The organism is Gemmobacter lanyuensis (assembly GCF_014652355.1).
In the GTDB taxonomy this organism is placed as follows: domain Bacteria; phylum Pseudomonadota; class Alphaproteobacteria; order Rhodobacterales; family Rhodobacteraceae; genus Gemmobacter; species Gemmobacter lanyuensis.
The window spans coordinates 1-26,184 of sequence record NZ_BMYQ01000005.1; the positions used below are offsets into that span (position 1 = coordinate 1).

At 64.1% G+C, this 26,184-nt stretch carries 27 protein-coding genes; 12 read left to right on the forward strand and 15 right to left on the reverse strand.

Annotated features, from left to right (window positions below):
• Positions 1-228: 228 nt before the first annotated feature.
• The 7 genes from IE101_RS09650 to IE101_RS09680 form a co-directional block, all read right to left on the reverse strand.
• Positions 229-579: an H-type lectin domain-containing protein gene (locus IE101_RS09650; RefSeq protein ID WP_189633629.1), complete on the reverse strand. Its 351-nt coding sequence runs from the start codon at positions 577-579 to the stop codon at positions 229-231.
• A gap of 117 nt (positions 580-696) precedes the next feature.
• The gene (locus IE101_RS09655; RefSeq protein ID WP_189633630.1) at positions 697-1,095 is read right to left on the reverse strand and encodes a F0F1 ATP synthase subunit epsilon; all 399 of its coding nucleotides are present in this window, start codon (positions 1,093-1,095) and stop codon (positions 697-699) included.
• An 11-nt stretch (positions 1,096-1,106) separates the two neighbouring features.
• A complete protein-coding gene (atpD, locus tag IE101_RS09660; protein WP_189633631.1) occupies positions 1,107-2,531 on the reverse strand; it encodes a F0F1 ATP synthase subunit beta in 1,425 nt (474 codons plus the stop codon).
• A gap of 19 nt (positions 2,532-2,550) precedes the next feature.
• Positions 2,551-3,417, reverse strand: coding sequence for a F0F1 ATP synthase subunit gamma (locus IE101_RS09665; protein ID WP_189633632.1), 867 nt, complete (start codon positions 3,415-3,417; stop codon positions 2,551-2,553).
• Between the two features lie 21 nt (positions 3,418-3,438).
• Positions 3,439-4,977: a F0F1 ATP synthase subunit alpha gene (gene atpA, locus IE101_RS09670; RefSeq protein ID WP_189633633.1), complete on the reverse strand. Its 1,539-nt coding sequence runs from the start codon at positions 4,975-4,977 to the stop codon at positions 3,439-3,441.
• Complete coding sequence (locus tag IE101_RS09675) at positions 4,977-5,537, reverse strand: F0F1 ATP synthase subunit delta (RefSeq protein ID WP_189633634.1); 561 nt, start codon at positions 5,535-5,537, stop codon at positions 4,977-4,979. Before IE101_RS09675 ends, atpA begins: the two co-directional genes overlap by 1 nt.
• A 345-nt stretch (positions 5,538-5,882) precedes the next feature.
• The gene (locus tag IE101_RS09680; protein ID WP_189633635.1) at positions 5,883-6,647 is read right to left on the reverse strand and encodes a class I SAM-dependent methyltransferase; all 765 of its coding nucleotides are present in this window, start codon (positions 6,645-6,647) and stop codon (positions 5,883-5,885) included.
• Positions 6,648-6,708: 61 nt separating this feature from the next.
• Here IE101_RS09680 and gloB point away from each other — a divergent pair, with 61 nt between their 5' ends.
• From gloB to IE101_RS09695, 3 genes are all read left to right on the forward strand, one after another.
• Positions 6,709-7,470: a hydroxyacylglutathione hydrolase gene (gene gloB, locus IE101_RS09685; protein WP_189633636.1), complete on the forward strand. Its 762-nt coding sequence runs from the start codon at positions 6,709-6,711 to the stop codon at positions 7,468-7,470.
• A gap of 168 nt (positions 7,471-7,638) precedes the next feature.
• Positions 7,639-9,960, forward strand: coding sequence for an ATP-dependent Clp protease ATP-binding subunit ClpA (gene clpA, locus IE101_RS09690; protein ID WP_189633637.1), 2,322 nt, complete (start codon positions 7,639-7,641; stop codon positions 9,958-9,960).
• Positions 9,957-10,904 (forward strand): M23 family metallopeptidase, encoded by a 948-nt coding sequence (locus tag IE101_RS09695; RefSeq protein ID WP_189633638.1) that lies wholly within the window; start codon positions 9,957-9,959, stop codon positions 10,902-10,904. The genes clpA and IE101_RS09695 overlap by 4 nt, the downstream gene beginning before the upstream one ends.
• On the opposite strand, the gene IE101_RS09700 is transcribed toward IE101_RS09695, so the two are convergent.
• Positions 10,896-11,873, reverse strand: a complete 978-nt coding sequence (locus IE101_RS09700; protein ID WP_189633639.1) for a DUF2125 domain-containing protein — start codon at positions 11,871-11,873, stop codon at positions 10,896-10,898. The genes IE101_RS09695 and IE101_RS09700 overlap by 9 nt on opposite strands.
• A 60-nt stretch (positions 11,874-11,933) precedes the next feature.
• Here IE101_RS09700 and IE101_RS09705 point away from each other — a divergent pair, with 60 nt between their 5' ends.
• From IE101_RS09705 to IE101_RS09715, 3 genes are all read left to right on the forward strand, one after another.
• A complete protein-coding gene (locus IE101_RS09705; protein WP_189633640.1) occupies positions 11,934-12,464 on the forward strand; it encodes a gamma-glutamylcyclotransferase in 531 nt (176 codons plus the stop codon).
• A 79-nt stretch (positions 12,465-12,543) separates the two neighbouring features.
• Complete coding sequence (locus tag IE101_RS09710; RefSeq protein ID WP_189633641.1) at positions 12,544-13,707, forward strand: biopolymer transporter ExbB; 1,164 nt, start codon at positions 12,544-12,546, stop codon at positions 13,705-13,707.
• Position 13,708: 1 nt separating this feature from the next.
• On the forward strand, positions 13,709-15,292 hold the full coding sequence (locus IE101_RS09715; RefSeq protein ID WP_189633642.1) for a peptidoglycan -binding protein: 1,584 nt from the start codon (positions 13,709-13,711) through the stop codon (positions 15,290-15,292).
• Here IE101_RS09715 and IE101_RS09720 read toward each other — a convergent pair whose 3' ends face one another.
• The 7 genes from IE101_RS09720 to IE101_RS09750 form a co-directional block, all read right to left on the reverse strand.
• Entirely contained in the window at positions 15,293-16,231 is a 939-nt protein-coding gene (locus IE101_RS09720) for an extensin-like domain-containing protein (protein ID WP_229804090.1), read from the reverse strand.
• Between the two features lie 23 nt (positions 16,232-16,254).
• Complete coding sequence (locus IE101_RS09725) at positions 16,255-17,193, reverse strand: prephenate/arogenate dehydrogenase family protein (protein ID WP_189633643.1); 939 nt, start codon at positions 17,191-17,193, stop codon at positions 16,255-16,257.
• On the reverse strand, positions 17,190-18,275 hold the full coding sequence (gene hisC / locus IE101_RS09730) for a histidinol-phosphate transaminase (protein WP_189633644.1): 1,086 nt from the start codon (positions 18,273-18,275) through the stop codon (positions 17,190-17,192). The genes IE101_RS09725 and hisC overlap by 4 nt, the downstream gene beginning before the upstream one ends.
• Positions 18,276-18,379: 104 nt before the next feature.
• On the reverse strand, positions 18,380-18,910 hold the full coding sequence (locus IE101_RS09735) for a TIGR00645 family protein (RefSeq protein ID WP_189633645.1): 531 nt from the start codon (positions 18,908-18,910) through the stop codon (positions 18,380-18,382).
• A 93-nt stretch (positions 18,911-19,003) separates the two neighbouring features.
• Complete coding sequence (rpsD, locus tag IE101_RS09740) at positions 19,004-19,624, reverse strand: 30S ribosomal protein S4 (RefSeq protein WP_189633646.1); 621 nt, start codon at positions 19,622-19,624, stop codon at positions 19,004-19,006.
• 253 nt (positions 19,625-19,877) lie between these two features.
• Positions 19,878-20,957 carry a Hint domain-containing protein gene (locus IE101_RS09745; protein ID WP_189633647.1) on the reverse strand — a complete coding sequence of 360 codons (1,080 nt, stop codon included), beginning with the start codon at positions 20,955-20,957 and terminating at the stop codon, positions 19,878-19,880.
• Positions 20,958-21,080: 123 nt separating this feature from the next.
• Positions 21,081-21,995: a lipid A-modifier LpxR family protein gene (locus tag IE101_RS09750; RefSeq protein WP_189633648.1), complete on the reverse strand. Its 915-nt coding sequence runs from the start codon at positions 21,993-21,995 to the stop codon at positions 21,081-21,083.
• Positions 21,996-22,218: 223 nt separating this feature from the next.
• Here IE101_RS09750 and IE101_RS09755 point away from each other — a divergent pair, with 223 nt between their 5' ends.
• From IE101_RS09755 to IE101_RS09780, 6 genes are all read left to right on the forward strand, one after another.
• On the forward strand, positions 22,219-22,362 hold the full coding sequence (locus IE101_RS09755; RefSeq protein ID WP_189633649.1) for a hypothetical protein: 144 nt from the start codon (positions 22,219-22,221) through the stop codon (positions 22,360-22,362).
• Complete coding sequence (gene hemP, locus IE101_RS09760) at positions 22,359-22,529, forward strand: hemin uptake protein HemP (RefSeq protein WP_373296103.1); 171 nt, start codon at positions 22,359-22,361, stop codon at positions 22,527-22,529. Before IE101_RS09755 ends, hemP begins: the two co-directional genes overlap by 4 nt.
• 14 nt (positions 22,530-22,543) lie before the next feature.
• A complete protein-coding gene (locus IE101_RS09765; protein ID WP_189633650.1) occupies positions 22,544-23,797 on the forward strand; it encodes an imelysin family protein in 1,254 nt (417 codons plus the stop codon).
• 64 nt (positions 23,798-23,861) lie between these two features.
• The gene (locus IE101_RS09770) at positions 23,862-24,161 is read left to right on the forward strand and encodes a (2Fe-2S)-binding protein (RefSeq protein ID WP_189633651.1); all 300 of its coding nucleotides are present in this window, start codon (positions 23,862-23,864) and stop codon (positions 24,159-24,161) included.
• Positions 24,109-24,594, forward strand: a complete 486-nt coding sequence (gene bfr / locus IE101_RS09775) for a bacterioferritin (RefSeq protein WP_189633652.1) — start codon at positions 24,109-24,111, stop codon at positions 24,592-24,594. The genes IE101_RS09770 and bfr overlap by 53 nt, the downstream gene beginning before the upstream one ends.
• 70 nt (positions 24,595-24,664) lie before the next feature.
• Complete coding sequence (locus tag IE101_RS09780; RefSeq protein WP_189633653.1) at positions 24,665-26,179, forward strand: di-heme oxidoreductase family protein; 1,515 nt, start codon at positions 24,665-24,667, stop codon at positions 26,177-26,179.
• The last annotated feature ends 5 nt before the right edge of the window (positions 26,180-26,184 follow it).

The following is a 26,184-nucleotide window of genomic DNA, read 5'->3' on the forward strand; positions in this document are numbered from 1 at the left end:
GAGCTTGAATCACGCAGGAAGGGCAGCCTCAAGCCGTTTAATGGGTCCTGACCCTACGGCAGTCCATCTATGATCGGCCGGTATTCACAGATCTGAAATCTGGTCAAATTCCGCCCCGCTAATGCACCTCATCAGTGAGGTATCTTAACAATTGCCGTTCCACTCTCGCAGAACGGCATCAACATTTATCGCACGGGCTGGGCCGCGGGCGCCCCTTTTTTCATGCCGTCATTCCAGAACCCAGTCATCTTCGCCGCGAACCTGGCCCATCGCGGTCCAGTCGGCACGCACCCGCGCGACACGGGTATCCCCCCAGGTCTTGAAGACGATGTGAAAGCCCTGCGGTGTGATCGCCTCGGCGCTGATGTCGACGCGGGAATTGTGCATATTGTCGATGTCCCACATGGACAGCCCCACCATCACCACCGGCGGTTCGAGGAAGGCTTCCTTGAAGGTCACGATGAAACGGCTTTCACGAGGCCCCTGCCCCGTCCACATCACGCCGCCATCTGCGAAATCGGAAAACAGCACCCGGCTGCCTTGCAGGATGCCCAAGGAACTTGTGTTGAAACGTCTCAAAATGGAAGTCTCCTTTCCCGCGGGTCAATAATGACAAATCCCGCCGGGACTGGAAGCTGCAATGATGAAGGCCCCGAAAAATATCGGGGCCTTCAATAACTTCAGCACGGGCAGCGATCAGTGCGCCGAAGCGCCCCGCAGCGCGAGCAGGTCATTCACGACCTTCTCGGCAGCGTCCTTCTGATCGGCCGGGGCCTTGGAGGCCAGGGCACGGGCCTCGGCCACCAGCTCGTCGATCACGGTCGCCGAAAGCTCTGCCACCGGAATGGCACGTTCGGCCAGCACGGTGACGCCCGAAGCGCTGATCTCGGCAAAGCCACCGGTCACGGCGAAGGCCTGCGTCCCTTGGGCGGAAACCGCCTTGAGGATGCCGGGGCGCAGAGTGGTGATGGTGGCCGCATGGCCTTCCATCGCCGTCAGGTCGCCGTCCGTCCCCGGGATCTGCACCTCGGTGGCCTGAACGGAAGCAAGCTTCCGCTCGGGCGACACGAGGTCGAATTGCAGGGTGTTGGCCATTCTCAGCCCCCTTACGCCGCAGCCGCGGCGAGTTTGGCAGCCTTGGCTTTCACTTCTTCGATGTCACCGACCATGTAGAAGGCGGCTTCCGGCAGGTGGTCATACTCGCCATTCACCACGGCCTTGAACGAGGCAATGGTCTTGTCGAGCGGAACCTGCACACCGTCCGAACCGGTGAACACTTTCGCCACGTCGAACGGCTGCGAGAGGAAGCGCTGGATCTTCCGGGCGCGGGCCACGGTCAGCTTGTCCTCTTCCGACAGTTCGTCCATCCCGAGGATGGCGATGATGTCCTGCAGCGACTTGTAGCGCTGGAGGATACCCTGCACCTGACGGGCGACGTTGTAGTGCTCTTCCCCGATGACGGCCGGGTCGAGCAGACGCGAGGTCGAGTCCAGCGGGTCCACGGCCGGGTAGATCCCGAGTTCCGAGATCGCGCGCGACAGAACGGTCGTTGCGTCGAGGTGGGCGAACGAGGTGGCCGGCGCAGGGTCGGTCAGGTCGTCGGCCGGAACGTAGATCGCCTGCACCGAGGTGATCGAGCCGTTCTTGGTCGAGGTGATGCGTTCCTGCAGCGCGCCCATGTCGGTCGCCAGCGTCGGCTGGTAGCCCACGGCCGAAGGAATACGGCCGAGCAGAGCCGACACTTCCGAACCCGCCTGGGTGAAGCGGAAGATGTTGTCCACGAAGAACAGAACGTCGGTGCCCGACTGGTCACGGAACTGTTCTGCCAGCGTCAGACCGGTCAGCGCCACGCGGGCACGGGCCCCCGGGGGTTCGTTCATCTGACCATACACCAGCGCCACTTTCGATTCCGCGAGGTTATCGGTCTTGATAACGCCGGATTCGATCATTTCGTGGTAGAGGTCATTGCCTTCACGGGTCCGCTCGCCAACACCGGCAAACACGGAGAAGCCCGAGTGCACCTTTGCGATGTTGTTGATCAGTTCCATGATGAGAACGGTCTTGCCCACGCCGGCGCCGCCGAACAGGCCGATCTTGCCGCCTTTGGCGTAGGGGGCCAGCAGGTCGATGACCTTGATGCCGGTCACGAGAACCTGGCTCTCGGTCGCCTGGCTGGCGAAGTCCGGGGCGGGCTGGTGGATGGCGCGGGTTTCTTTCGCCACGACCGGGCCCTTTTCGTCCACCGGCTCGCCGATGACGTTCAGGATGCGGCCGAGGGTCGCGTCACCCACCGGAACCGAGATCGGCGCGCCGGTGTCGCTGACCGCGGCGCCACGGACCAGACCTTCGGTCGCGTCCATGGCGATGGTGCGAACGGTGTTCTCGCCGAGGTGCTGGGCAACTTCCAGAACCAGTTTCTTGCCGTTGTTGTCGGTTTCGAGGGCGTTCAGAATCGCCGGCAGGGCGCCGTCGAACTGGACGTCCACAACGGCGCCGATGACTTGCGTCACTTTGCCTTGTGCTTGTGCCATGTCGTTATCTCCGTACGGGTCAGAGCGCCTCGGCGCCCGAGATGATTTCGATAAGCTCTTTGGTGATCGCGGCCTGACGGCTCCGGTTGTACTGGATCGTCAGCTTGTTGATCATGTCGCCCGCGTTGCGGGTGGCGTTGTCCATTGCGCTCATCCGGGCACCCTGTTCGGAGGCCCCGTTCTCCAGCAGTGCGGTGAAGATCTGCGTTGCGACGCCGCGCGGCAGCAGGTCGGCCAGGATGGCTTCCTCGTCGGGCTCGTAGTCATAAAGAGCCGCGGACGAGCCGCCTTCCAGCTTGGCCGGAATGATCTGCTGTGCCGTGGGCACCTGGCTGATGACCGACTGGAAGCGGTTGAAGAAGATCGTCGCCACATCGAATTCGCCGCCTTCAAAGCGGGCGAGGATGTCGCGGGCGATATCCTGCGCGTTGGCATAGCCCACGCGCTTCACTTCGGTCAGGTCCACGTGACCGACGAACTTGTCGCTCAGGTCACGCTTCAGCTGTTCACGGCCTTTCTTGCCGACCGTGAGGATCTTCACGACTTTGCCCTGCGCCAACAGCTCGTTCGCATGCGCGCGGGCAAGCCGCACGATGGTCGAGTTGAAGCCGCCGCAGAGGCCGCGTTCCGCCGTCATCACCACCAGCAGATGGACGCGGTCGGCGCCCGTCCCGGCCAGAAGCCGGGGCGCGCTTGCCGAACCCGCCACCGAGGAGGCCAACCCCGCCATCACGGCATTCATCCGTTCGGCATAGGGGCGGGCCGCTTCGGCGGCATCCTGGGCGCGGCGAAGTTTCGCCGCCGCCACCATCTGCATGGCCTTCGTGATCTTCCGCGTGTTCTTGACGCTTCCGATCCGGTTTTTTAGGTCCTTAAGGCTGGGCATGTCCCTGTCCCCTCAGACGGATCAAGCGAAGGTCTTGGCGAAATCAGCGATCGCAGCCTTCAGTTTCTCTTCGTCGGCACCCTTGATCTTCGGATCGCTGTTGGTGATCCAGTCCAGGATGTCCTTGCGCTGACCGCGCAGGTAGGACAGCAGGCCCGCTTCGAAACGGCCCACGTCCTTGACGGCGACCTTGTCGAGGAAGCCCGCGGTGCCCGCGTAGATCACGCAGACGATTTCCGCGTTGGTCAGCGGCGAGTATTGCGGCTGTTTCATCAGCTCGGTCAGACGGGCGCCGCGGTTCAGCAGAGCCTGGGTCGAGGCGTCGAGGTCCGAACCGAACTGGGCGAAAGCGGCCATCTCGCGGTACTGGGCGAGCGACAGTTTCACCGGGCCGGCCACGGTTTTCATCGAGTTGGTCTGAGCCGACGAACCCACGCGCGACACCGACAGACCGGTGTTCACGGCCGGGCGGATGCCCTGGTAGAACAGTTCGGTTTCCAGGAAGATCTGGCCGTCGGTGATCGAGATCACGTTGGTCGGAATGAAGGCCGACACGTCGCCGCCCTGGGTTTCGATGATCGGCAGCGCGGTCAGCGAGCCAGCCCCGAAATCTTCGTTCAGCTTGGCCGAACGCTCCAGCAGACGCGAGTGGAGGTAGAACACGTCGCCCGGATAGGCTTCACGCCCCGGCGGACGGCGCAGCAGCAGCGACATCTGACGGTAGGCAACGGCTTGTTTCGACAGATCATCATAGATGATCAGGGCGTGACGGCCGTTGTCGCGGAAGTATTCCGCCATCGCGGTCGCAGCATAGGGCGCGAGGAACTGCATCGGAGCCGGGTCCGAAGCGGTCGCAGCCACGACGATGGTATAGTCGATGGCGCCGGTTTCTTCGAGCTTCTTCACCAGCTGGGCAACGGTCGAACGCTTCTGACCCACGGCGACGTAGATGCAGTAGAGCTTCTTCGACTCGTCCGAGCCAGCCGCTTCGTTATACGACTTCTGGTTCAGGATGGTGTCGAGCGCCACGGCGGTCTTGCCGGTCTGACGGTCGCCGATGATCAGTTCGCGCTGGCCACGGCCAACGGGGATCATCGCGTCCACGGCCTTGAGGCCGGTCGCCATCGGCTCATGCACCGATTTGCGCGGGATGATGCCGGGGGCTTTCACGTCGGCGATGCGACGCTCGGTGGCCGCGATCGGGCCTTTGCCGTCGATCGGGTTGCCCAGACCGTCCACAACGCGGCCGAGCAGGGCGTCACCCGCGGGCACGTCCACGATCGACTTGGTGCGCTTGACGGTGTCGCCTTCCTTGATGTCCTGGTCGGAACCGAAGATCACGACGCCGACGTTGTCGACTTCGAGGTTCAGCGCCATCCCGCGGATGCCGCCGGGGAATTCCACCATCTCGCCGGCCTGGACGTTGTCCAGCCCGTGGACGCGCGCAATACCGTCACCGACGGACAGCACACGGCCGACTTCAGCCACGGCAGCGTCCGTGCCGAAGTTCTTGATCTGCTCCTTGAGGATCGCAGAGATCTCAGCAGCCTGGATTCCCATCACCCAACCTCTTTCATTGCATTCTGGAGAGCCGAGAGCTTGGACTTGATCGAGGTGTCGATCATGGTCGAGCCCAGCTTGACGACGAGACCGCCGATGAGGCTCTCATCGACGGCGAGTTTCACTTTGACGTCCTTGCCGACGCGCGCTTTCAGCGTCGCGGCCAGTTTGTCGGCCTGCTCTTGCGACAGGGCGGCAGCAGCGGTCACTTCGGCCGTCACTTCACCCTTTTCCGCTGCGATGCGGGCACGCAGGTCGGCCACCAGTTGCGGCAGCACGAACAGGCGGCGCTTGGCCGCCATGAGCTTGAGCGTATTGGTGGTCAGGGCCGAAAGACCCGATTTGGCCGCGATGGCGGCGATGGCATTCCCTTGATCGTCGCGCGAATAGATCGGCGAAGAGATCAGGTCACGCAGGTCTGCCGAAGCCGAGAGAGCGGCGTCGAGCAGATCGACATCCTTCTCAAGTGCCCCGAGGCCATTTTCTTCCTTGGAGAGGTCGAAAAGGGCGGTTGCGTAACGCGCGGCAATGCCGGAGGAGATCGAAGCTGGTTCGGACACGTCAACCCTTCCGCTGGCTCTGCCCCTTGACCCGCACGAAAAGCGCCGCGCAGGCCAGAGGCTATTGTTGGCGCATGAGGACCATGCGTCTCAAATTCGAGGCGTCTCTAGCAGAGGAACCCCAATGCCGCAACCGTGAACAGGGCAGAAAAAAGGCCTGTTCGGCGCAAACATTTCCGTCAGCGGGCCGTTATTGGTCATTTGCATCGAAACAGAGACTGACGGCCGGGAATCGCCCCCGGCGGGTGGGATCAGGCCGCCCCCTCTGCCCCGCGCGAAAGCGCGGAAACGACCCGATCGCCGCGGGGCGCGACCTGCCGGAACCGCCCGCGAAATGGGCGTGCGTCAGTCGAGACTGTGGTTCAGTGCAGGCTCCGGCACCCCCTGCCCCACCCCCTCCAGCACCTTCAGCGGCTTGCGGACCACCGCGCCCAGGCCGCCGCGTGTGGGCGCATAGACCTGTTTTGACGCCTCGACCAGCAGCACCCCGCCGGCAAGCCAGGGCGCGCAACGCCGACCGGCGCCTTCCCAGAACGCCGCCGTCCGCAGCCAGAACCGCTTGCCCGAGGGCGGGGCATACAGCGCGGCCACATGCCGTTCCGGGGTGAACCCGTGGCGGCGCAACTGCGCCTCAAGCTGGCGCAGCGAATAGGGCCGACCAAAGCCGAAGGGCGTGCCATCGCCCCGCGCCCACAGGCCCGACCGGTTCGGCACCACAAACAGCGCCTTTCCCCCCGGCCCCAGCACACGGTGACATTCCTCCAGCACGGCCGAGGGCTGCTCCGAGGTTTCAAGCCCATGCATCAGGATCAGCCGGTCGACAAAGCCGCTGGAAATCGGCCAGGCGGTTTCCTCGCACAGGAGGCTGACATTCTCCATCCCGGCGGGCCAGGGCATGACACCTTGCGGACCCGGCAGCAGGCCGATGACCCGCCGCGCCTCGGTCAGGTAGGGGCGCAGCAGCGGCAGCGCAAAGCCGAACCCCGCGACCGTCTGGCCCGGCGCGGGCGGCCACATGGCCACCACCTGATCCCGGATGGCCCGCTGTGCGACCCGCCCCAGAGGCGTCCGGTAATAGAAATTCCGCAGGTCCAGCACATCAAGATGCATTGCAGCAGGTTCCGCTTCACAGCAATCTGGGACCAACTTATCGAAAACGCCGGGAAATGCCATGCTCGAACTCGTGACGGTGCCGTGTCTCAAGGACAATTACGCCTTTCTGGTCCATGATCCGGAAACCGGAGCCACCGCCTGCGTGGATGTGCCCGAGGCCGCGCCGATCCTGAAGGCACTGGCGGATCGGAACTGGCAGCTGACCCATGTGCTGCTGACGCATCACCACTGGGACCATGTCGATGGCCTGCCCGACCTGGCGGCACGGCACAGCCCCATTGTGGTCGGTGCCGCCGCTGATGCCCATCGCCTGCCGCCTCTCGATCTTGCGGTGGCAGAGGGCGACAGCTTTGCCTTTGGCCCGGCCGAGGTGCGGGTCATGGATGTTTCGGGCCATACGGTCGGCCATATCGCCTTTCACATCCCCGCCGCGGGGCTTGTGTTCACAGCCGACAGCCTGATGGCCATGGGCTGCGGCCGCCTGTTTGAAGGCACCCCGGCCCAGATGTGGGACAGCCTGTCGAAACTTGCCGCCCTGCCCCCCGAAACGCTGGTCTGTTCGGGCCATGAATACACCGAAAGCAACGCCCGCTTTGCCGCAAGCCTTGATTTGACGCCTGCGCTGGCCGCCCGTCTGGACCGCATCGCCCGCGCCCGTGCCGCGGGGGAACCCACCGTGCCTTCAACCCTGGCCGAGGAACTGGCGACCAATCCCTTTTTGCGCGCCCGCGATCCGGCCCTGAAACAGGCGCTTGGCATGGAGAATGCACCGGATGCCGATGTTTTCGCCATGCTCCGAAGCCGCAAGGATAATTTCTGAGACGATGACGGACGCCGCCGATCACAAATTGCAACCAAGCCGCACGAAAGCGGTAAATCTTCCAAATAGGGCTTGAAGCGCCGCAAAGAAAACCGAACTTTAACCTTATGAGGCCACGGTCGGAGATGGGGCCCCCACCCGCCGACCAGAAGGAAGGAGCACTCTGTCGTGCCATCTTTTTCGACCACCCTTGAACAGGCCATCCATGGCGCCCTGGCCCTCGCCAATGCCCGTCGTCACGAACTTGCGACGCTGGAACACCTGCTGCTTGCGTTGATCGATGAACCCGACGCAGCGCGGGTGATGAAGGCCTGCTCGGTCGATCTCGATGATCTGCGCAAGACTCTGACCGACTTCATCGATGATGACCTCTCGACGCTGGTCACCGATGTCGAAGGGTCGGAAGCCGTGCCCACGGCCGCATTCCAGCGCGTGATCCAGCGCGCCGCGATCCATGTGCAATCCTCGGGGCGGACCGAGGTGACCGGGGCCAATGTCCTTGTCGCCATCTTCGCCGAACGGGAATCGAACGCCGCCTATTTCCTGCAAGAACAGGATATGACGCGCTATGATGCGGTGAATTTCATCGCCCATGGTGTCGCCAAGGACCCGGGCTATGGCGAAAGCCGCCCGGTGACCGGCTCTGAAGAACCCCATCACGAAACGCCCAAGGGCGAGGCAGGTGAGGCGAAGGAATCCGCCCTTTCGAAATACTGTGTCGATCTGAACGTGAAGGCCCGCAAGGGCGACGTCGACCCGCTGATCGGCCGCGAGCAAGAGGTGGAGCGCGCGATCCAGGTGCTCTGCCGCCGCCGCAAGAACAACCCGCTGCTGGTGGGCGACCCCGGTGTCGGCAAGACCGCCATTGCGGAAGGTCTGGCCAAGAAGATCGTCGATGGCGAAACGCCGGAAATTCTTTCTGGCGCAACGATTTACAGCCTCGACATGGGCGCACTGCTTGCAGGGACCCGCTATCGTGGGGATTTTGAGGAACGCCTGAAGGCCGTCGTCAAAGAGATGGAGGATCACCCCGACGCGATCCTTTTCATCGACGAAATCCATACCGTCATCGGCGCGGGGGCGACCTCGGGCGGGGCGATGGATGCGTCAAACCTTCTCAAACCCGCGCTGCAGGGCGGCAAGCTGCGCTGCATGGGATCGACCACTTACAAAGAGTTCCGTCAGCACTTTGAAAAGGACCGCGCACTGTCGCGCCGGTTCCAGAAGATCGACGTGAACGAACCTTCGGTGCCGGATGCGATCAAGATCCTCATGGGCCTCAAGCCCAATTTTGAGGAACATCACGATCTGCGCTATACGGCCGAGGCGATCAAATCGGCGGTGGAACTGGCCGCGCGCTATATCCATGACCGCAAGCTGCCTGACAGCGCCATCGACGTGATCGACGAAGCCGGTGCCGCCCAGCACCTGCTGCCGACGGCCAAGCGCCGTAAGACCATCGGCATCAAGGAAATCGAATCTGTCGTGGCCAAGATCGCCCGCATCCCGCCGAAATCGGTGTCGAAAGACGATGCCGAAATCCTGCGCGATCTGGAAAAGACCCTGAAACGCGTGGTCTTCGGTCAGGACAAGGCGATCGAGGCGCTGTCTTCGGCGATCAAGCTGGCCCGTGCGGGCCTGCGCGAGCCGGAAAAGCCGATCGGCAACTACCTGTTTGCCGGGCCGACGGGTGTTGGCAAGACCGAGGTCGCCAAGCAGCTGGCCAATACGCTGGGGGTAGAACTTCTGCGCTTCGACATGTCGGAGTATATGGAGAAACACGCCGTCAGCCGTCTGATCGGCGCCCCGCCCGGCTATGTGGGGTTCGATCAGGGGGGTATGCTGACGGATGGTGTTGATCAGCACCCGCATTGCGTGCTGCTGCTCGACGAAATTGAAAAGGCGCACCCGGATGTCTACAACATCCTGCTGCAGGTGATGGACCACGGCAAACTGACCGACCATAACGGCCGTCAGGTGGATTTCCGCAATGTGATCCTGATCATGACCTCGAACGCCGGGGCCGCCGATCAGGCCAAGGCCGCCTTCGGTTTTGGCCGCGACCGTCGCACCGGCGAAGACACCGCCGCCATCGAACGGACCTTCACGCCCGAATTCCGCAACCGTCTGGATGCGGTGATCAGCTTCGCGCCCCTGGCGCGCGAGACGATCAATCAGGTGGTCGAGAAGTTCGTGCTGCAGCTGGAAGCCCAGCTCATGGACCGCAATGTCCATATCGAGCTGACGGCAGAGGCCGCGCAATGGCTGGGTGACAAGGGCTATGATGACAAGATGGGCGCGCGTCCGCTGGGCCGTGTGATCCAGGAAAACATCAAGAAGCCTTTGGCCGAGGAGTTGCTCTTTGGTCGGTTGATCAAAGGCGGCGTGGTGCGCGTCACCGTGAAGGACGAAAAGATCGAGCTGATCATCGAGGAACCGGGCAAGCCGCGGCTGACCGGGCAAAAACCACCGCTGCTGACGGCGGAATGATCGGCCGACTTGCGCTGTGTCTGACACTGGCCCCCGCGACAGCGGGGGCCTTTGATTTGGCGTTACCACTGGATTGCACGCTGGGCGAGACCTGTTTCATCCAGCAATTCCCCGATCACGACCCCGGCCCCGCGGCACGCGATTTCACCTGTGGCAGCCTGACTTATGACGGGCATGACGGCACCGATTTCGCGCTGGTCTCAGATGCCGCGATGGCGGCGGGTGTCACGGTCCGCGCGGCGGCGGATGGGGTGGTGCGGGGCATGCGGGATGGCATGGCCGATCTTCGCATCTCGGATCCGGCGGCGCCAGCGCTGAACGGGCAGGACTGTGGCAATGGCATCGCGATCACCCATGCGCACGGGTGGGAGACGCAGTATTGCCACCTCAAGCGCGGCTCGGTGCAGGTGGCCGCCGGGCAAAAGGTTCAGGCGGGGCAGGCGCTTGGCCAGGTGGGCCTGTCGGGCAATACCGAATTTCCGCATCTGCACCTGACCGTCCGGCGCAATGGCCGTCCGGTCGATCCCTTTGTACCGGATGCGCAGGCCTGCGGCCCCGCGGCCAAAGGTCTTTGGCAGGCGCCGCTACCCTATGTGGCGGGAGGCATCGTCTCGGCCGGGTTCGCGCCAGAAATCCCTGAGTTTGACGCCGTAAAGGCCGGGACCGCCCCACCCGCCAGTGACACCGCCCCGGCGCTGGTCTTTTGGGCCCAGCTTTACGGCACCCGCAAGGGTGACCGCCTGATCCTGCAACTTTCCGGCCCATTAGAAACGCTGGTCGAAGAAAGCTTCACCTTTGACCGACCTCAGGCCCGCGCCTTCCGCGCTGTCGGACGCAAGCTGCGCGACGACTCCTGGCCGCCCGGCACCTATCACGGCACAGCGCGGCTGATGCGTGATGGTGCCGAAATCGACCGCGTTGTCTCCAAGGTCATTCTACCGTAACAGCGGCGCCGCGCCGAGCGGGATGGGCCCCAGCATCATCCGCCCGTTCCGTGCCACCAGCGGCAGATCAAGCTGCCCCGGCACCTTCGATTGCACAGCAAGGTTTTCGGCCACCGACCGCAGCGCCACTTGGAACCGCGCGGGCACAAGGCCCATGGCCTCGGCGGCCGTCAGCGCCTCACGCCATCCTTGAACGGTAAAGGTGATGGTGCCTTCGGCCTGTCCCTGCGCATCGGCCACCAGACGCCCTTCACCCTTCACCTTGACCGGTCCCCATGTGACCAGCGCCTCGCGCAGATCCACCGCCTCCACCTGCGGCGCGCCATCCATCAGCGCAATCGGCGCGCGCAGCGTCAGGTCGGCCAGCAGCGACAGCCGCTCGACCGTGCCGGGCAGATCGGTGGTCGCAAGGGCCGCCGTCAGCGCCTGATCCGGCACCAGATCCAGCATCCGCAACGCCAGCTGCGCCTGCGTCCCCTCCCCCGCGATCAGCGCCGCATTGGCCGATCCGACCCCAAGCGACCAGCCCAGATCCGATCGCAGGCTGACCCCTTCTGCCACCAGATCGAGCCGTTTCAACGGCACGGACGGCAGCGGCCGGGTAAACAGCGACCCCTGCATCCGGGTGGACTTCAGCGCAACCTCCTGCCCTTGAAGCGAAATCGTCTGATCATCCGGCAAGGCGGCAATCAGGTTCCAAGGCGCATAGCTGAGCGTCAGGATCTGTGCGAACGGTGCGGACCAGGTCACGCCATGCGCGACATCCTCAACCCGCGGCTCTGTGAGTGTCACATCAAAGCGGTTGGGAAAGCCCGCAACCTCGACCCCGGCATGGCGGACCGCAAGGCCACGCACCGCGGCCTGATCCATCACCATGGCCACCGCCTTTTCGGCCCCACGTTCCCCGACGAACCACCACCCGCACCACAAAACCCCGAGGATCGCCACGATCCAGACCAGCGCCCGCATATCCGCCTCTTTTCCTTGTCAGCGGCCCAGTTTACAGGGGTCCGGAAGGGAGGGCCAGCCATGTGGGTCTTCGGTTACGGTTCCTTGATCTGGCATCCCGGCTTTCCGGTGGCGGAACGCCGCATCGCGCGCCTGACCGGCTGGCACCGCAGCTTCTGCATGCGGTCAATCCACCATCGCGGCACCGAGGAAGCACCGGGCCTTGTCCTCGCGCTCGACCGGGCCGAGGGGGCGGTTTGCGACGGCGTGGCCTTCCGCGTGTCGCCGGGGGCCGAGGAACACACCCTAGCCGAACTGCGCGAGCGCGAGCTTGTCTCCTCCGCCTATCTGGAAACCCGTCTGCCCGTCACTGCGGGGGATGAGGTGCTGGAATGCCTCGCCTACGTGATCGACCCTGATCACGTGCAGTATTGCGGGGGGCTGCCACTGGAAGAACAGGCACAGATCATCGCGCAGGCCACGGGCGGGCGCGGACCGAACCGAGATTACCTGTGGAACACCGCCGCCCATCTGGCGGAGCTTGGTCTTGCCGACCCCGATCTCGAATGGCTGTCAGCGCGGGTGCGGCAACTGACCGCCGCTTTGCCTTGACGGCTTGGCAGCGCGCCGTGCTGCCCCTACACTTGCCCCAAAACCAGAGCAGCCCGGCACCACCGGAAAAGGACGAGGCATGACCAGACTTGCCCCCAGCGCGGCCCCCGTCTTCGCGCAGCCCATCCGCCAGATCATCCTGATGCTGATCGTGATCGGGTTGGTGATTTCGGGCATCTGGGTGATGATGCCGGTGTTGCGGGGAATCATCGCCTCGAACCCGCCGCTGAACCTGTTCATCCTGTCGGTGTTCGCGCTGGGGATCCTGACCTGTTTCTGGCAGGTCTGGCAGCTGGTGAAATCGGTCAGCTGGCTGGATGCCTTCGTGCAGGACCGCCCCGGCGCCGATGTAACCAGCGCGCCGCGTATCCTCGGGCCGCTCGCGGCACTGCTGGGGCCGCGCACGGCGCGGTTGCAGCTGTCCTCCAGTTCGTCGCGGTCCATCCTCGATTCCGTGGCCACCCGCATCGACGAGGCGCGCGATATCACGCGCTATCTTGCCAACCTGATGATCTTCCTCGGGCTTTTGGGCACGTTCTATGGGCTTGCGACCACTGTCCCGGCCATTGTGGAAACCATCCGATCGCTGGCCCCGCAAGAGGGCGAATCCAGCCTGCAGATCTTTGGCAAGCTGATGGGCGGGCTGGAAAGCCAGCTGGGCGGGATGGGGACGGCGTTCTCGTCTTCGCTGCTTGGCCTTGCCGGGTCGCTGGTGATCGGCCTGCTGGAGCTGTTTGCCGGCCATGGCCAGAACCGCTTTTACCGCGAGCTTGAGGAATGGCTGTCGTCCATCACCCGCATCGGGCTTGAGGCGGGCGAAGGGGATGGCGGCGGGATGGGGCAGCTGGCGCAGGTGCTCGACAATCTCTCGGACCAGATCGAAAACCTGCAGATGATGGTCAGCCAGACCGAGGTCAGCCGCACCACCGCCGACGACCGGCTGGCCGAACTTGCCGAAGCTGTCACCCATCTGACCACGCGGCTTGAGGCCGATCAGGCGCAGACCGCCCTTCTGGCACGTATCGCGGATGGGCAGGATCGGCTGATCACCGCCCTGACGGGCGAAACGGGCGGCCCGCACATTGATGCCGAAAGCCGGATGCGCCTGCGGTCGATTGATGTGCAGCTGCTGCGGATTCTGGAAGAAATCTCGGCCGGGCGGCAGGAAACGCTGGCGGATCTGCGATCCGATCTGGGCGGGCTGACGCAGGCCGTGCGGCAACTCTTGCGGACGAGGGCCTGAGATGGGTCTTTCGCGCCGCGGCTCAGTTCGCAACAATGAGGGCATGGTCTGGCCGGGCTTTGTGGATGCTGTGACCACCCTTTTGATGGTGCTGATGTTCATCCTGACCATCTTCACCGTCATGCAATCGGTTCTGCAACAGACCATCACCACCAAGGAAAATGAGCTGGACGCGCTTGGGGTGCAGGTTTCGCAACTGGCCGATGCGCTGGGGCTGGAACGCAAGAAGGCCGAGGGTCTGCAGGCCGAAGTCGGCAGCCTGACCGCAAGCCTTGCCGCCGCCCGCGCCAAGGGCGAGGAGCAAGCCTCGCTGATTTCATCGCTGTCATCGCAACTTTCCGACAAGACCACCGCGCTGGAAGGCGCACAGGCCCGGATCACCAGCTTTGAGGCGCAGGTTGCAAGCCTGATCGCCGAACGCGATGCCGCGCGGGGCGAGGTCGGCAGCCTGACCGCCTCGGTTGAGGATCTGAAGGCCGCCCAGACCAAGCTGATGACGGAACAAGAGGCGCTGAACCTGGCGCTCGCCAAGGCGCGGGAAGAGATCGACAGCCAGACAGAGGCCGCGCGTCTGGCCGCCGCCCGCGCCGATGCGATGCAGGCGCTGGCCGACAAGCTGAAGGCCGAGAATGCGACCCAGGCTGTGAAGCTGACCGATGCCGAGGCCTCACGTCTGGTGGACGCCGCCGCCCTTGAGGCGCTGCGCGAAAAGCTCAAGGCCTCGGACACCGAACTGACGGCGCTGACCCTCTCGCTCGAAGAACAACGCAAACGGGCGGAAGAAACGCTCACCCTTCTCGCTGCAGCGCAGGGGGTGGATGTGGAAAAGGCCGACTTGGCCGAAACCGCCAAGGCGCTGCTGGCCCAGCAAGAGGCGAAATCGGCCGAGGCCGCGCGCCGGGTTGCCCTTCTGAATCAGCAGATCGCCGCGCTGCGGACGCAACTGGGGGAATTGCAGGGGCTGCTCGATGCCGCACAATCGCGCGATGCGGCGGCCAAGGTGCAGCTGGAAAATCTGGGCGGGCAGCTCAATTCTGCACTGGCGCAGGTAGCGGCGGAGCAAAAGCGCCGGGCCGAGCTGGAGGCCGCCGAACGCGCGCGGCTTGAGGCCGAGAAGCTGAACCTTGAAAAATTCCGGTCGGAATTCTTCGGCCAGCTGCGTGAGGTTCTGGCGGGCCGTGAAGGCGTGCGGATCGTGGGCGACCGTTTCGTCTTTTCCTCTGAGGTGCTGTTCAACCCCGGATCGGCCGATCTGGCGCCCGAAGGTCAGGCGCAGATCGCCAAAGTCGTGCAGACCCTGACCGAGATTTCAGGGGATATTCCGCCCGGCATCGACTGGATCATCCGGGTCGATGGCCATACCGACAATGTGCCGCTTTCGGGCACCGGCGCCTTCCGCGACAACTGGGAACTCAGCCAGGCGCGGGCGCTGTCGGTGGTGCGGTTCATGCAGGATCAGCTGGGCTTTCCGCCGAACCGCCTTGCCGCAACCGGCTTTGGCGAATGGCAACCCGTGGCCGAAGGCGATGGCGCCGAGGCCCGCGCCCAGAACCGGCGGATCGAGCTGAAGCTGACGGAACGCTGATCAGCGGCAGTAGGTGCCGTTGCGATAGCTGACGATATCCACATGGATATGGTCTTCGTGGAACCCATCCGACCCCGGCCCCAGCGTGGTGCCATAGGGGCCGCAGGCCGCCTTGTGCGCGGCCTTCATCGCCTTGGATTTGCGATAATCCTGCGCCACCGACAACGTCTTGCCATTTGACAGAACGAAGCCCGATACGTCCAGCGCGCGGCCGCGACCATGTTCGCTGACCTTGTTGCCGCGCACGCCATTGCGCGGGCGGCAGACATAGCTGCCCGCGATCTGCAACTGCACTACGGCATTGTCGAAGGCGGGCTGGATGCCGCGCTCGATCCACTTCTTGGCGGCGATGGCGGTGTCGCAGGTGATGGTAGCGGGCTGGCTGAAGGTCACGCCGGCGATTGCCGTCACCTTCACCGGGTCTTCGATGCCGCAGCCCCGCACGCGGCTGGTGATGGGCGCGATCTCTTCGCCGCGAATGTCGGGGTCGCCACAGACCGAGCCCTTCTTGGGCAGGACCGCAGTCTTGCCCGGCACGGTGCGGACGGCGGCGGCCTTGAAGATGCCCCAGCCCTTGCGCTTGGGTGCCTCTTCCTGCGGGGCGATGGCCAGATCGGCAGGCCGGGGGCGCGGGCGCGTCATCGGCACGGTGACGGCTGACACCAGCGCGACCGAGGCCTCATCCACCACGGGCGCCTCGGGCGCGGGTTCCGGTGCGGGTGCGTCTGTCACCAGCCCTGCCGGGCGCGGGCGCGGGCGGGTCAGCGGCACAACGGCATTGGTGGTGGAAACCGACACGACCAGCGGTTCCGTCGGGGCAGCAGGGACGACGGTGCCGGGACGGGCCTTGGGAAGCATCGAGGATTTCAGCCCTTCGGCCTGCACCGCCCCAGCCAGACATGCCAGACCGGCTGCAAGTACAATCGCACGCTTCATCATCGTTACTGCCCCCGCCGTATCGCTCACTTGCCCGGCGGTTGCACCCGCCCGAAATCCGGCGCAGAGGTATCCTGCCCCGCCTCGATGATCCCCCGGCGGATGGCCCGCGTCCGGGTGAAATAGGCATGCAGATGCGCGCCATCGCCCAGACGGATCGCCCGCTGCAGAGCAAAAAGCTCTTCGGTGAACCGCCCGAGTATTTCCAATGTCGCATCCTTGTTCGTCAAGAACACATCACGCCACATGGTGGGGTCACTGGCGGCAATCCGCGTAAAGTCGCGGAAACCCGCCGCTGAATACTGGATCACCTCGCTGTCGGTGACGCGGGCAAGGTCATCCGCGACCCCCACCATCGTATAGGCGATGAGGTGCGGGGTATGCGAGGTGACGGCCAGCACCAGATCATGATGCTCGGCGTCCATCTCATCGACCTTGGCGCCGATAGATTCGCAAAGCTGCCGCAGACGGCGCGTGGCCTCGGGGTCGGTGCCAGGAACCGGGGTCAGCAGCCACCAGCGGTTCTGGAACAGCGTGGCAAAGCCCGACCGCGGGCCGGAATGTTCGGTCCCGGCAATCGGGTGGCCCGGAATGAAATGCACCCCTGCCGGGATATGCGGGGCGACCGCATCGATCACCGCCTGCTTGACCGACCCGACGTCCGTAACGGTTGCACCGGGGGCCAGATGCGGGCCGATTTCCGCGGCAATGGCGCCCATGGCGCCCACCGGCACGGCCAGCACCACCAGATCGGCGCCGCGCACGGCCTCGGCCGCGGTTTCGGCCGTGCGATCGACAAAGCCGATATCAATCGCCACGGCCCGGCTTTCGGCCGACTTCGCAAAACCCACGATCTCATCGGCCAGACCGGCGGCCTTGATGGCATGGGCCATCGAGGAGGCGATCAGGCCAAGCCCGATCAGCGCGACGCGCCGATAGACGGTCCCTTGCCCTGCTGCCGTCATTTCACACCTTTGAACTGTCCAATCGCATGGGCCACGCGGCGGCAGGACGCTTCATCCCCCACGGTGATCCGCAGGCAATGCGGCAGCTTGTAGCCCGCCACGCGGCGCACGATCAGGCCCTGCTGCTGCAGGAAGGTATCGCAGGCCTCGGCCTCTTCGGCGCTGGCAAAGCGGGCCAGCACGAAATTGGCCATCGAGGTGTCAGACGGCACACCGACCGCAGCCAGCGCCTCGGCCAGCCAATGGCGCAGACGGGCGTTTTCGCTGCGGCAGCGGGTGACGAAATCCTGATCCCGCACCGCGGCCTCGGCCGTTTCCAGCTGGGTGTTCGACAGGTTGAACGGACCACGGATGCGGTTCAGCACATCGATGATCGCCTTGGGGCCATAACCCCAGCCAATCCGCAGCCCGCCCAGACCGTAGATCTTGGAAAAGGTCCGCGTCATCACGACATTGCCCGAAGCCTCGACCAGCGACAGCCCGGCGTCAAAGCCATCGACATATTCGGCATAGGCCCCGTCCAGCACCAGAATCGCCTGCGGCGGCAGACCGCGTGCCAGCCGCGCGACCTCACCGGCCGAAATCATCGTGCCGGTGGGGTTGTTGGGATTGGCAATGAAGACAAGCTTGGTGCGTTCCGTGCAGGCCGCAAGCAGCGCGTCCACGTCGGTGGTGCGCTCGCGCTCTTTGACCTCGACCGGGGTCGCCCCGACCGCAAGGGCCGAGATCTTGTACATCAGGAAGCCGTGTTCGGTGTAAAGCACCTCATCCCCCGGCCCGGCATAGGCCTGGCACAGGAAGGTGATGATCTCGTCCGAACCCACGCCGCAGATCACCCGCGCGGCATCAAGTCCATGCACCTCGGCGATGGCGGCGCGCAGATTGGCGTGATCGGTCGAAGGGTAGCGATGCAACTGATGCACCGACTTGGCGAAGGCATCCTTCGCCTTGTCCGACGGCCCGAACGGATTTTCGTTCGAGCTGAGTTTCACCACATTGCTCACCCCCGCCACATGGGCCTTGCCACCTTCGTAAAGGGCAATGTCCATGATACCGGGTTGCGGGCGGATGGCGTCGTTCATCGCTGTCTCCATTGCAGTTGCGCCGGGTTTAGCGATCCCCCCGGCGCTTTGCCAGTGCGATATGCGCCCGCGCAAAGGAAAGGGCCGCGACTGCGGCCCTTCGGTCAATGCTTGTCGGTCTTGGAGGCGAGCCAATCCATCAAGGCCAGCAACACGCCCGAGGCGACGAAGGTCAGGTGGATGATGACCAGCCATTGCAGCTTGACGCTATCAAGCGGCGCGGCGCCCTTGCCAATCTCCATAAAGACCTTGAGCAGATGGATCCCCGAAATCGCCACGATCGAGGCGATGAGCTTCATCTTCAGCCCCGAGAAATCGACCTTGCCCATCCAGCTGGGTCGATCCGCCGAATCCCGGATATCAAGCTTCGAGACGAAATTCTCATACCCCGAAAACAGCACGATCAGCAGCAGGTTTGCCGCCAGCGACAGGTCGATCAGCGTGAGGATCGCAAGGATCGCCTGATCTGCCGACATGGTGAAGGTCTTGCCCGCGTAATAGACCAGCTCTTCGGTGAAGACGATGGTCAGCATCCCAAGGCTGACAACCAACCCCAGATACATCGGCGCCATCAGCCAGCGGGACGCGAAAAGGCCCTGTTCGAAGCGGGTTTCGATACCGGGTTTTTGTGACATTACCGTTAAACTCCTGTGCCGGAAATGGATGAGGCCCGCCAAGACAGGCGGGCCTCCAAGCTTGGATCGACCGAAGGCCATAAGGCCCGCGGATCAGTTCTTCGCGTAGTATTCGACGACGAGGTTCGGTTCCATGACAACCGGGTAGGGAACGTCCGACAGCGAGGGCGTACGGACGAACTTGACGGTCATCTTGGAGTGGTCGACTTCGAGGTAGTCGGGAACTTCACGCTCGGTCAGGGCGACGGCTTCCAGCACGATGGCCAGTTGCTTCGAACGCTGACGCACTTCGATCACGTCGCCTTCCTTCACACGGTAGGAAGCGATGTTCACGCGCTGGCCATTCACGGTCACATGGCCGTGGTTGACGAACTGACGGGCCGCAAAAACGGTCGGAACGAACTTGGCGCGGTAGACAACGGCGTCCAGACGACGCTCGAGCAGACCGATCAGCATTTCGCTGGTGTCGCCCTTCACGCGCTCGGCTTCCGCATAGATCTTGCGGAACTGCTTTTCGGTCAGGTCCCCGTAGTAGCCTTTCAGCTTCTGCTTGGCGCGCAGCTGCGTACCGAAGTCCGACAGCTTGCCCTTGCGGCGCTGACCGTGCTGGCCGGGGCCATATTCACGCTTGTTCAGGGGCGACTTGGCGCGACCCCAGATGTTCTCGCCCATGCGGCGGTCGATCTTGTACTTGGCAGCGGTGCGTTTGGTCATCGCTGATCTCCTTCTCTCTTTATGCCCTCGGCGCTTCCGAAACCGCGTCACGCGCCGGGCCTTGCGGCCCATTGCGATCTTCGATCCCGGCCTTGCCAAGATGGAAGGGCGTTGTCCTTTCCCTTGCGGGCGACAGGCATCCCCTTGCGGGGGCCACCAACACCAATGAAAAGCCCCGGAATCTCTTCCGGGACATGGCGCGCTTATACAGGCCCGCCGACCCGAGTCAACGCCAGATGACGGCCCGATGTCATCAGGCCGCCATGTCGTGCCGCAGGATCGCCGCCTCGGAGGCGGAAAGGTTGCGCCGCGCGTAATCGCCATAGCGATCGGGGTTCACCTCAATGCCCGGCAGAACCTCAATCAGCCCGGCCCGCTGGTCAGGGGTGATGGTGTCCAGCGCCGTATTCGAGGGGTGGAAGCTTTCCGTCTCCATCCCGTTGGCAAAGACAATATTGTGCCGTTCCAGCAGGATATGGACATAGGTCACTTCGCGCAGCGCGTGATCGACCACGATGCTGCGGTCATTCAGCAGATCTTCCGCCGCGACCAGAACCTCGGCCTCGTTGAACAGCGCCCGCGCCGCCGGACCCTGCACCAACATCCGGTGCTGGGGCGAGACCAGGAGGTCATCCTCAGGCCGCCCCGACCCCAGCGCACCGGCGCGGAAGCGGATGGGGCGCAGATGCGGCATCGCGTAAAGACGCGCACCTGTCATGCGGCGATGTCCCGTCCAGAGGATCGGCTGCGGGCCATTGTCCCGCGTCAGGATGCTGTCGCCCGGCCGCAAGTGCTGAATGAGGCGTGGTCCTTCGGGGGTTGCGATGCGCGTATCGGGGGTAAAGCAGATCACCCCGCCGGCATGGCGGGCCCCTGCCCCTTTGTGCGTGCGGTCGATCGCCACACGAACGACCCACATATCCCGGCCCGCGGGCGGCAAATCCCCCACGAACATCACCAGTCGCGCGCCCGTATCGGGCACGTCGATCAGCGTGACCGCATAGGAATGGTGGCCATCCGTGACGATGAAGCCCTGTTCGGGTTCATCCTCGACCGGCGCGGCCATTGCGTCCCTGTCCTCGGGCAAACGTTGCTGCCCAAGAGATGCACCCACAAGGCGGCGCACCATGCGCGCCGCACGTTTCCGTACTTCCGCTGCCCCCTCGGCCCCTTCCAGAACCAGAACGGTTTGCGGGCCATCGACCCGCACCGGCGCGCCCGTCCAGCGCCAGGATGCCCCGACATTGAGCACATCCAGCGGCGCGGCCGCGATTCCGTCTGTCTCTGTCTGCGACCAGGATATGACAAACGTGCCCCGAGAGCCCGCCATCATGCCTGTTTGCCTGCTCGTTTTATTGTTTATGAGAAAAACGTTAACAGGCGGTTTTCCGCTTGGCTATAACCAAACGGCAACAATCCCAACCAATTGGATGTGTTGTATCATCTTTGGGATAGGTCAAAACTGCAGGCTGAGACGGACAGAGCCTAAAATTTGGTCAGTCGCCTGTTCCTCAAACTCTTTGCCCAGCCAGGTGACGCCGTAAAAGACAGCCGCACGCTCGCCCTGCCAATGTACACCGGCCCGAAGCCGCGCGCGGTCCCCCTTCAGCGTCGCAGGGCCAAAATCGGGCAGGTAGACGCTGTCAAAGACCCGCGCCACATCGCCACCCAGGGTCAGACTGATTCCCTGTTCCGGCAAGGCAGAAATCCCCAGCACGCGATGCCCGGTGACGGTATCGCGGGTAAACAACCCATCGCGGCCAAAGCGGCCCAGAATCACATCGGCCCCGACGCGCAGATAATCTTCGACACCGACCTGCGCCTCAAGGAAGGGGCGCACCACGGCAGACCCCAGTGTCAGATCCTTGCCGATTTCCAGATTGGCGGTGGGATGCACCCCATCGGGGATCTGCGACCCAAGCACCCGCGGGGTATCGAGGCCCAAAAATTCATGCACTTCGCGCTGGAAGGCGCCGACCTTGGTCTGCGGGCCGGTAAAGACCAGTTCTCCCCCAAGCCGCGCCTCGAACCCGCCAACATCAAAATGCGTGAAAAGCCCCGGCGCGATCACCCCGGCATAGGGCCGGTCGATGGCCCTGTTGGTCAGACTGCGGGGCGCGATGATTTCGCTGCGGATCCGCGCCTCAAGCACGGAACCGGCCTCGGAAGGAAGCTGACCATCCCAGCGATAACCACGAAAGCGACTGACCGCATAAGACCCTGACCGCCAGCGATCATGCATGTCGCCCAAGGCATCATTGGTGAAAAGGCGCGCAAAACCCAGCGTCACCCGATCCTGGGAAAATGCCGAGGGGGCGCATCCCATGAAAACAAGCGCGGCACAAATCGCCGCCCGGAGAACCTTTTTCATAACAATCCCGACTCAAGGCCCCCCAGCCTTGACCAAGCTTAAGCAGAAAAACCCGCCCCGGCATAGTGCGGTCGGGCCACAGTCGCCTGCGCTGCCGCGCCGTCTTTGCTGAGTGAAAGAATCAGGCTTTACAAATCCAAGTGTTTTTGTCACCTTTCCTGCATCCAAGCCAACCCGCCTCGGGCCAGCCCGGATCGCACAGCCGCAGCAACCCGAGGTCCAGATGAAAGCGCGCCAAACCCGCCCTTTGCCCCAGCTCTCTTCCGAGCCGAGCCTGACAGAGATCCTGCTGCAGACCTTGAACGGCCTGATGCCGGTGACCCCGGATCTCTCGGCCTTTTTCGACCGGATGGAGATGCCCCGATGAACATGCAAGTTGACCCCCGCACCCTCATTGCCCTGACCACCGACCGCACCCCCTGCCATGACGCGCTGCTGCTGACGGAAGGGGGCAATCTGGCCCGCATCGTGCTGCACGATCAGGTCTATTCGCTGCGGATCACGCGGGCAGGCAAACTGATCCTGACCAAGTAAACTTTGGAAAACCCATGAAACGCACGCTGACCGCCGCCCTTTTCGCCACAGTGGCCCTTCCCGCCCTTGCCGCCACCGAGGCCGAGGTCGTCACGACCTATGCCGATCTGGCAGAGGCGGGCTATGCCGACAGTCTGGCCACGGCCAAGACCCTGCAGGCGGCGGTCGCGGCGCTGATTGAAACGCCGAGCGAGGCAACCCTCGCCGCCGCCCGCGCGGCCTGGTTCGCGGCCCGCATCCCCTATCAGCAGACCGAGGTCTTCCGCTTCGGCAACCCCATCGTCGATGATTGGGAGGGCCGCGTGAATGCCTGGCCGCTGGACGAAGGGCTGATCGATTATGTCGACAGCAGCTATGGCGAGGCGCCGGAAAACCCGCTCTCCACGCTGAACGTGATTGCGGCGCCCGAAATCACCATCGGCGGCGCCAAGATCGATGCCAGCCAAATCACCCCTGGCCTGATCCGCGACACCCTGCATGAGGCCGACGGCATCGAGGCCAATGTCGCCTCGGGCTATCATGCCATCGAATTCATGCTTTGGGGGCAAGATCTGAACGGCACCGGCAAGGGCGCGGGCGCGCGCGCCTTCACCGATTACCTGCAGACCGAGGGCTGCACCGGCGGAAATTGTGACCGCCGCGCCGCCTATCTGCAGGCCGCGACTGACCTGCTGGTATCGGACCTTGCGGAAATGACCGCGAACTGGGGCCAATCCGGCGCCGCCCGCGCGGCCGTGCTGGCCGATCCGGCCAAGGGATTGCAGGCCATGCTGACCGGGATGGGAAGCCTCTCTTATGGCGAACTGGCGGGCGAACGGATGAAACTGGGGCTCATGCTCAATGACCCCGAGGAGGAGCAGGACTGCTTCTCGGACAATACCCACAACAGCCATTTCTATGACGGCGTGGGCATCCGTAATGTCTATCTCGGCAGCTACACCCGCGCCGATGGCAGCACTGTCAGCGGCCCCGCGCTGGCCGATCTGATCGCCGCGCGCGACCCAGCACTGGATACGCGCCTGCGGGCAGAGCTTGACGCCTCGGTCGCCGCGCTGCAGGCGGTGAAGACCGCGGCCGAGGGCGGGCTGGCCTATGACCAGATGCTTGAGGCCGGCAATGCCGAGGGCGAGGCGCTGATCACCGGCGCGGTCGATGCGCTGGTCACCCAAACCGCGTCAATCGAGCGGGCGGTGGCGGTGCTGGGCCTGACCGGCGTTGCCTTCGAAGGGTCCGACAGCCTCGACAACCCCGGCGCCGTTTTCCAGTGACGCCGATGCCGGGCGCGCGGCCTCCCTCTCGTGCGCCCGGCCCTTTTCCGACAGGAGCCGCGACATGATCGTCTGCCACTGCATGAACATTTCGGACCATGACATCCGCGCCGCGGTAGACTGGATGCGCGCAGCCGACCCGGAAACCGTCATCACCCCCGGCAAGGTCTATCACGCCATGGGCAAGCGCGCGGACTGCGGCGGCTGCATGCCGCTTTTTCTTGCAACCATGCGCGGATGTGACACGTTCGAAATACCCATGCAGCTGCGCGGCCTGAAACGCCGTGCCCCAGCCACAGGACAGGACATCCATGAAGGGCGATCCCAAAGTCATCGAGTATCTGAACGCAGCCTTGCGGTCTGAACTGACGGCCGTCAGCCAGTATTGGCTGCATTACCGCCTGCAGGAAGACTGGGGCTTTGGCCGGATCGCCGCCAAATCGCGCGCCGAAAGCATCGAAGAGATGCACCATGCCGACCGGCTGATTGCGCGCATCATCTTTCTGGAGGGGCATCCGAACCTCCAAAAGCTCGATCCGCTGCGCATCGGCCAGAACCTCAAGGAAACGCTTGAGGCCGATCTGGCCGGCGAACATGACGCCCGCACCCTTTATATCGCGGCGCGACAGCATTGTGACGCGGTGGGCGATTATGTCAGTCGGGCGCTTTTCGATTCCCTGATCGCGGATGAAGAGGGTCACATCGACTTCCTCGAAACGCAGCTTGGCCTTTATGAGACGCTGGGCCCCGAAAAATACGGCATGCTCAACGCGAAACCGGCCAACGAGGCGGAATGACGCATTGCAGGCGGCGAGATTTCCGATAGAAGTAGTCGGAAATCTCGCCCTCTCATGCCCGAGCTCCCCGATGCCCCTTCGCCTCGCCCTTCCGGTCGCCCTTCTGGTGGCCCTTCCCGCCGTGGCGCAAACGCTGGATGACCGGCATCTGCCCGTCCTGCCCCGCACCCCGGCCGAAGCCAAGCGCATCGCGGCCGTGCTGGCCCCGCCCACCGATTTCACCAAGCCCGAAGCCTTTGAGGACAACCCCGGCGGCGCGGCAACCACCCGCACCATCGCCACCGCTGATGCCTTTTCGCAATCGTCGGAAAACATGCCTTTTGAGCGCGAGATGGATTTCAAGCTGGGCAATGGGCTGTTCCGCAAGACCTGGGTCGCGGCGCCGTCGTCAACCCGCGCGTCGGATGGGCTGGGCCCGATCTACAATGCCCGCGCCTGTCAGGATTGCCACCTGAAGGATGGTCGCGGCCATATGCCCGAAACCGCGCAAGAGCCGCGCGTTTCGGCCTTTCTGCGGCTTTCGGTGCCCAGCGGGGCTGCCCCCGCGGGCATTCCCGACTACCTTCCCACCCTGCCCGAGCCGACCTATGGCGGCCAGCTGCAGGACTTCGGCGCCCCCGGCCATGCCCCCGAAGGGCAGATGACGGTTCGCTACGAAGAGGTGCCGGTCACGCTGGCCGATGGGACCGTCGTGTCCCTGCGCCGCCCGACCTATGGGGTGGACGATCCCGCCTATGGCCCGCTGCACCCCGACGTGATGCTGTCGCCCCGCGTGGCGCCACAGATGATCGGCCTCGGGCTACTCGAGGCGATCCCGGCGGCTGAAATCCTCGCCCGCGCCGACCCGGGGGATGCCGATGGCGACGGGATTTCGGGCCGCCCGAACATCGTGATCAGCGCCGAATTCGGCGTGCCCATGCTGGGCCGTTTCGGACACAAGGCCGGGGCGCCGACCGTGCGGGAACAAAGCGCCGGGGCCTTTGCGGGGGATATGGGGCTGTCAAACCCGCTCCATCCCGATCCGGCAGGCGATTGCACGCCGGGCCAGACCGCCTGCAAATCCGGCCCCCACGGGCAGGAACCCGGCCTGCGCGAAGGGCTTGAGGTGGACGGGCCGAGCCTTGACCTTGTGACCTTCTATTCCCGCAATCTGGCCGTGCCCGCGCGCCGCGATCCGGCCGACCCGCAAGTGCTGCATGGGAAAGAGCTGTTCCATCAGGCGCAATGCGCGGCCTGCCATGTTCCGAAACATGTGACCAACCGCCTGAAAGACCAGCCGGAGCAAAGCTTTCAGTTGATCTGGCCCTTCACAGATCTTCTGTTGCACGACATGGGCCCCGGTCTTGCGGACAACCGCCCCGAGGCGCGGGCCACCGGGCAGGAATGGCGCACCGCACCCCTTTGGGGGATCGGGCTGACGGAACAGGTCTCTGGCCACAGCCAGTTCCTGCATGATGGCCGGGCGCGCAACCTGCTGGAGGCGATCCTGTGGCACGGGGGCGAGGCTGAAGCCGCGCGCGAAACCGTGATGGCCATGCCCGCCGCCGACCGGGAGGCGCTGGTCGCCTACCTGAAAAGCCTGTGATACAG

Excerpts from the sequence above, each read along its gene's own strand:
- IE101_RS09655 (WP_189633630.1), bottom strand. The coding sequence starts at position 1,095 with ATGGCCAACACCCTGCAATTCGACCTCGTGTCGCCCGAGCGGAAGCTT.
- atpD (WP_189633631.1), bottom strand. The coding sequence starts at position 2,531 with ATGGCACAAGCACAAGGCAAAGTGACGCAAGTCATCGGCGCCGTTGTG.
- IE101_RS09665 (WP_189633632.1), bottom strand. The coding sequence starts at position 3,417 with ATGCCCAGCCTTAAGGACCTAAAAAACCGGATCGGAAGCGTCAAGAAC.
- atpA (WP_189633633.1), bottom strand. The coding sequence starts at position 4,977 with ATGGGAATCCAGGCTGCTGAGATCTCTGCGATCCTCAAGGAGCAGATC.
- IE101_RS09680 (WP_189633635.1), bottom strand. The coding sequence starts at position 6,647 with ATGCATCTTGATGTGCTGGACCTGCGGAATTTCTATTACCGGACGCCT.
- gloB (WP_189633636.1), top strand. The coding sequence starts at position 6,709 with ATGCTCGAACTCGTGACGGTGCCGTGTCTCAAGGACAATTACGCCTTT.
- IE101_RS09695 (WP_189633638.1), top strand. The coding sequence starts at position 9,957 with ATGATCGGCCGACTTGCGCTGTGTCTGACACTGGCCCCCGCGACAGCG.
- IE101_RS09700 (WP_189633639.1), bottom strand. The coding sequence starts at position 11,873 with ATGCGGGCGCTGGTCTGGATCGTGGCGATCCTCGGGGTTTTGTGGTGC.
- IE101_RS09705 (WP_189633640.1), top strand. The coding sequence starts at position 11,934 with ATGTGGGTCTTCGGTTACGGTTCCTTGATCTGGCATCCCGGCTTTCCG.
- IE101_RS09710 (WP_189633641.1), top strand. The coding sequence starts at position 12,544 with ATGACCAGACTTGCCCCCAGCGCGGCCCCCGTCTTCGCGCAGCCCATC.
- IE101_RS09715 (WP_189633642.1), top strand. The coding sequence starts at position 13,709 with ATGGGTCTTTCGCGCCGCGGCTCAGTTCGCAACAATGAGGGCATGGTC.
- IE101_RS09720 (WP_229804090.1), bottom strand. The coding sequence starts at position 16,231 with ATGATGAAGCGTGCGATTGTACTTGCAGCCGGTCTGGCATGTCTGGCT.
- IE101_RS09725 (WP_189633643.1), bottom strand. The coding sequence starts at position 17,193 with ATGACGGCAGCAGGGCAAGGGACCGTCTATCGGCGCGTCGCGCTGATC.
- hisC (WP_189633644.1), bottom strand. The coding sequence starts at position 18,275 with ATGAACGACGCCATCCGCCCGCAACCCGGTATCATGGACATTGCCCTT.
- IE101_RS09735 (WP_189633645.1), bottom strand. The coding sequence starts at position 18,910 with ATGTCACAAAAACCCGGTATCGAAACCCGCTTCGAACAGGGCCTTTTC.
- rpsD (WP_189633646.1), bottom strand. The coding sequence starts at position 19,624 with ATGACCAAACGCACCGCTGCCAAGTACAAGATCGACCGCCGCATGGGC.
- IE101_RS09745 (WP_189633647.1), bottom strand. The coding sequence starts at position 20,957 with ATGATGGCGGGCTCTCGGGGCACGTTTGTCATATCCTGGTCGCAGACA.
- IE101_RS09750 (WP_189633648.1), bottom strand. The coding sequence starts at position 21,995 with ATGAAAAAGGTTCTCCGGGCGGCGATTTGTGCCGCGCTTGTTTTCATG.
- IE101_RS09755 (WP_189633649.1), top strand. The coding sequence starts at position 22,219 with ATGAAAGCGCGCCAAACCCGCCCTTTGCCCCAGCTCTCTTCCGAGCCG.
- hemP (WP_373296103.1), top strand. The coding sequence starts at position 22,359 with ATGAACATGCAAGTTGACCCCCGCACCCTCATTGCCCTGACCACCGAC.
- IE101_RS09765 (WP_189633650.1), top strand. The coding sequence starts at position 22,544 with ATGAAACGCACGCTGACCGCCGCCCTTTTCGCCACAGTGGCCCTTCCC.
- IE101_RS09770 (WP_189633651.1), top strand. The coding sequence starts at position 23,862 with ATGATCGTCTGCCACTGCATGAACATTTCGGACCATGACATCCGCGCC.
- bfr (WP_189633652.1), top strand. The coding sequence starts at position 24,109 with ATGAAGGGCGATCCCAAAGTCATCGAGTATCTGAACGCAGCCTTGCGG.
- IE101_RS09780 (WP_189633653.1), top strand. The coding sequence starts at position 24,665 with ATGCCCCTTCGCCTCGCCCTTCCGGTCGCCCTTCTGGTGGCCCTTCCC.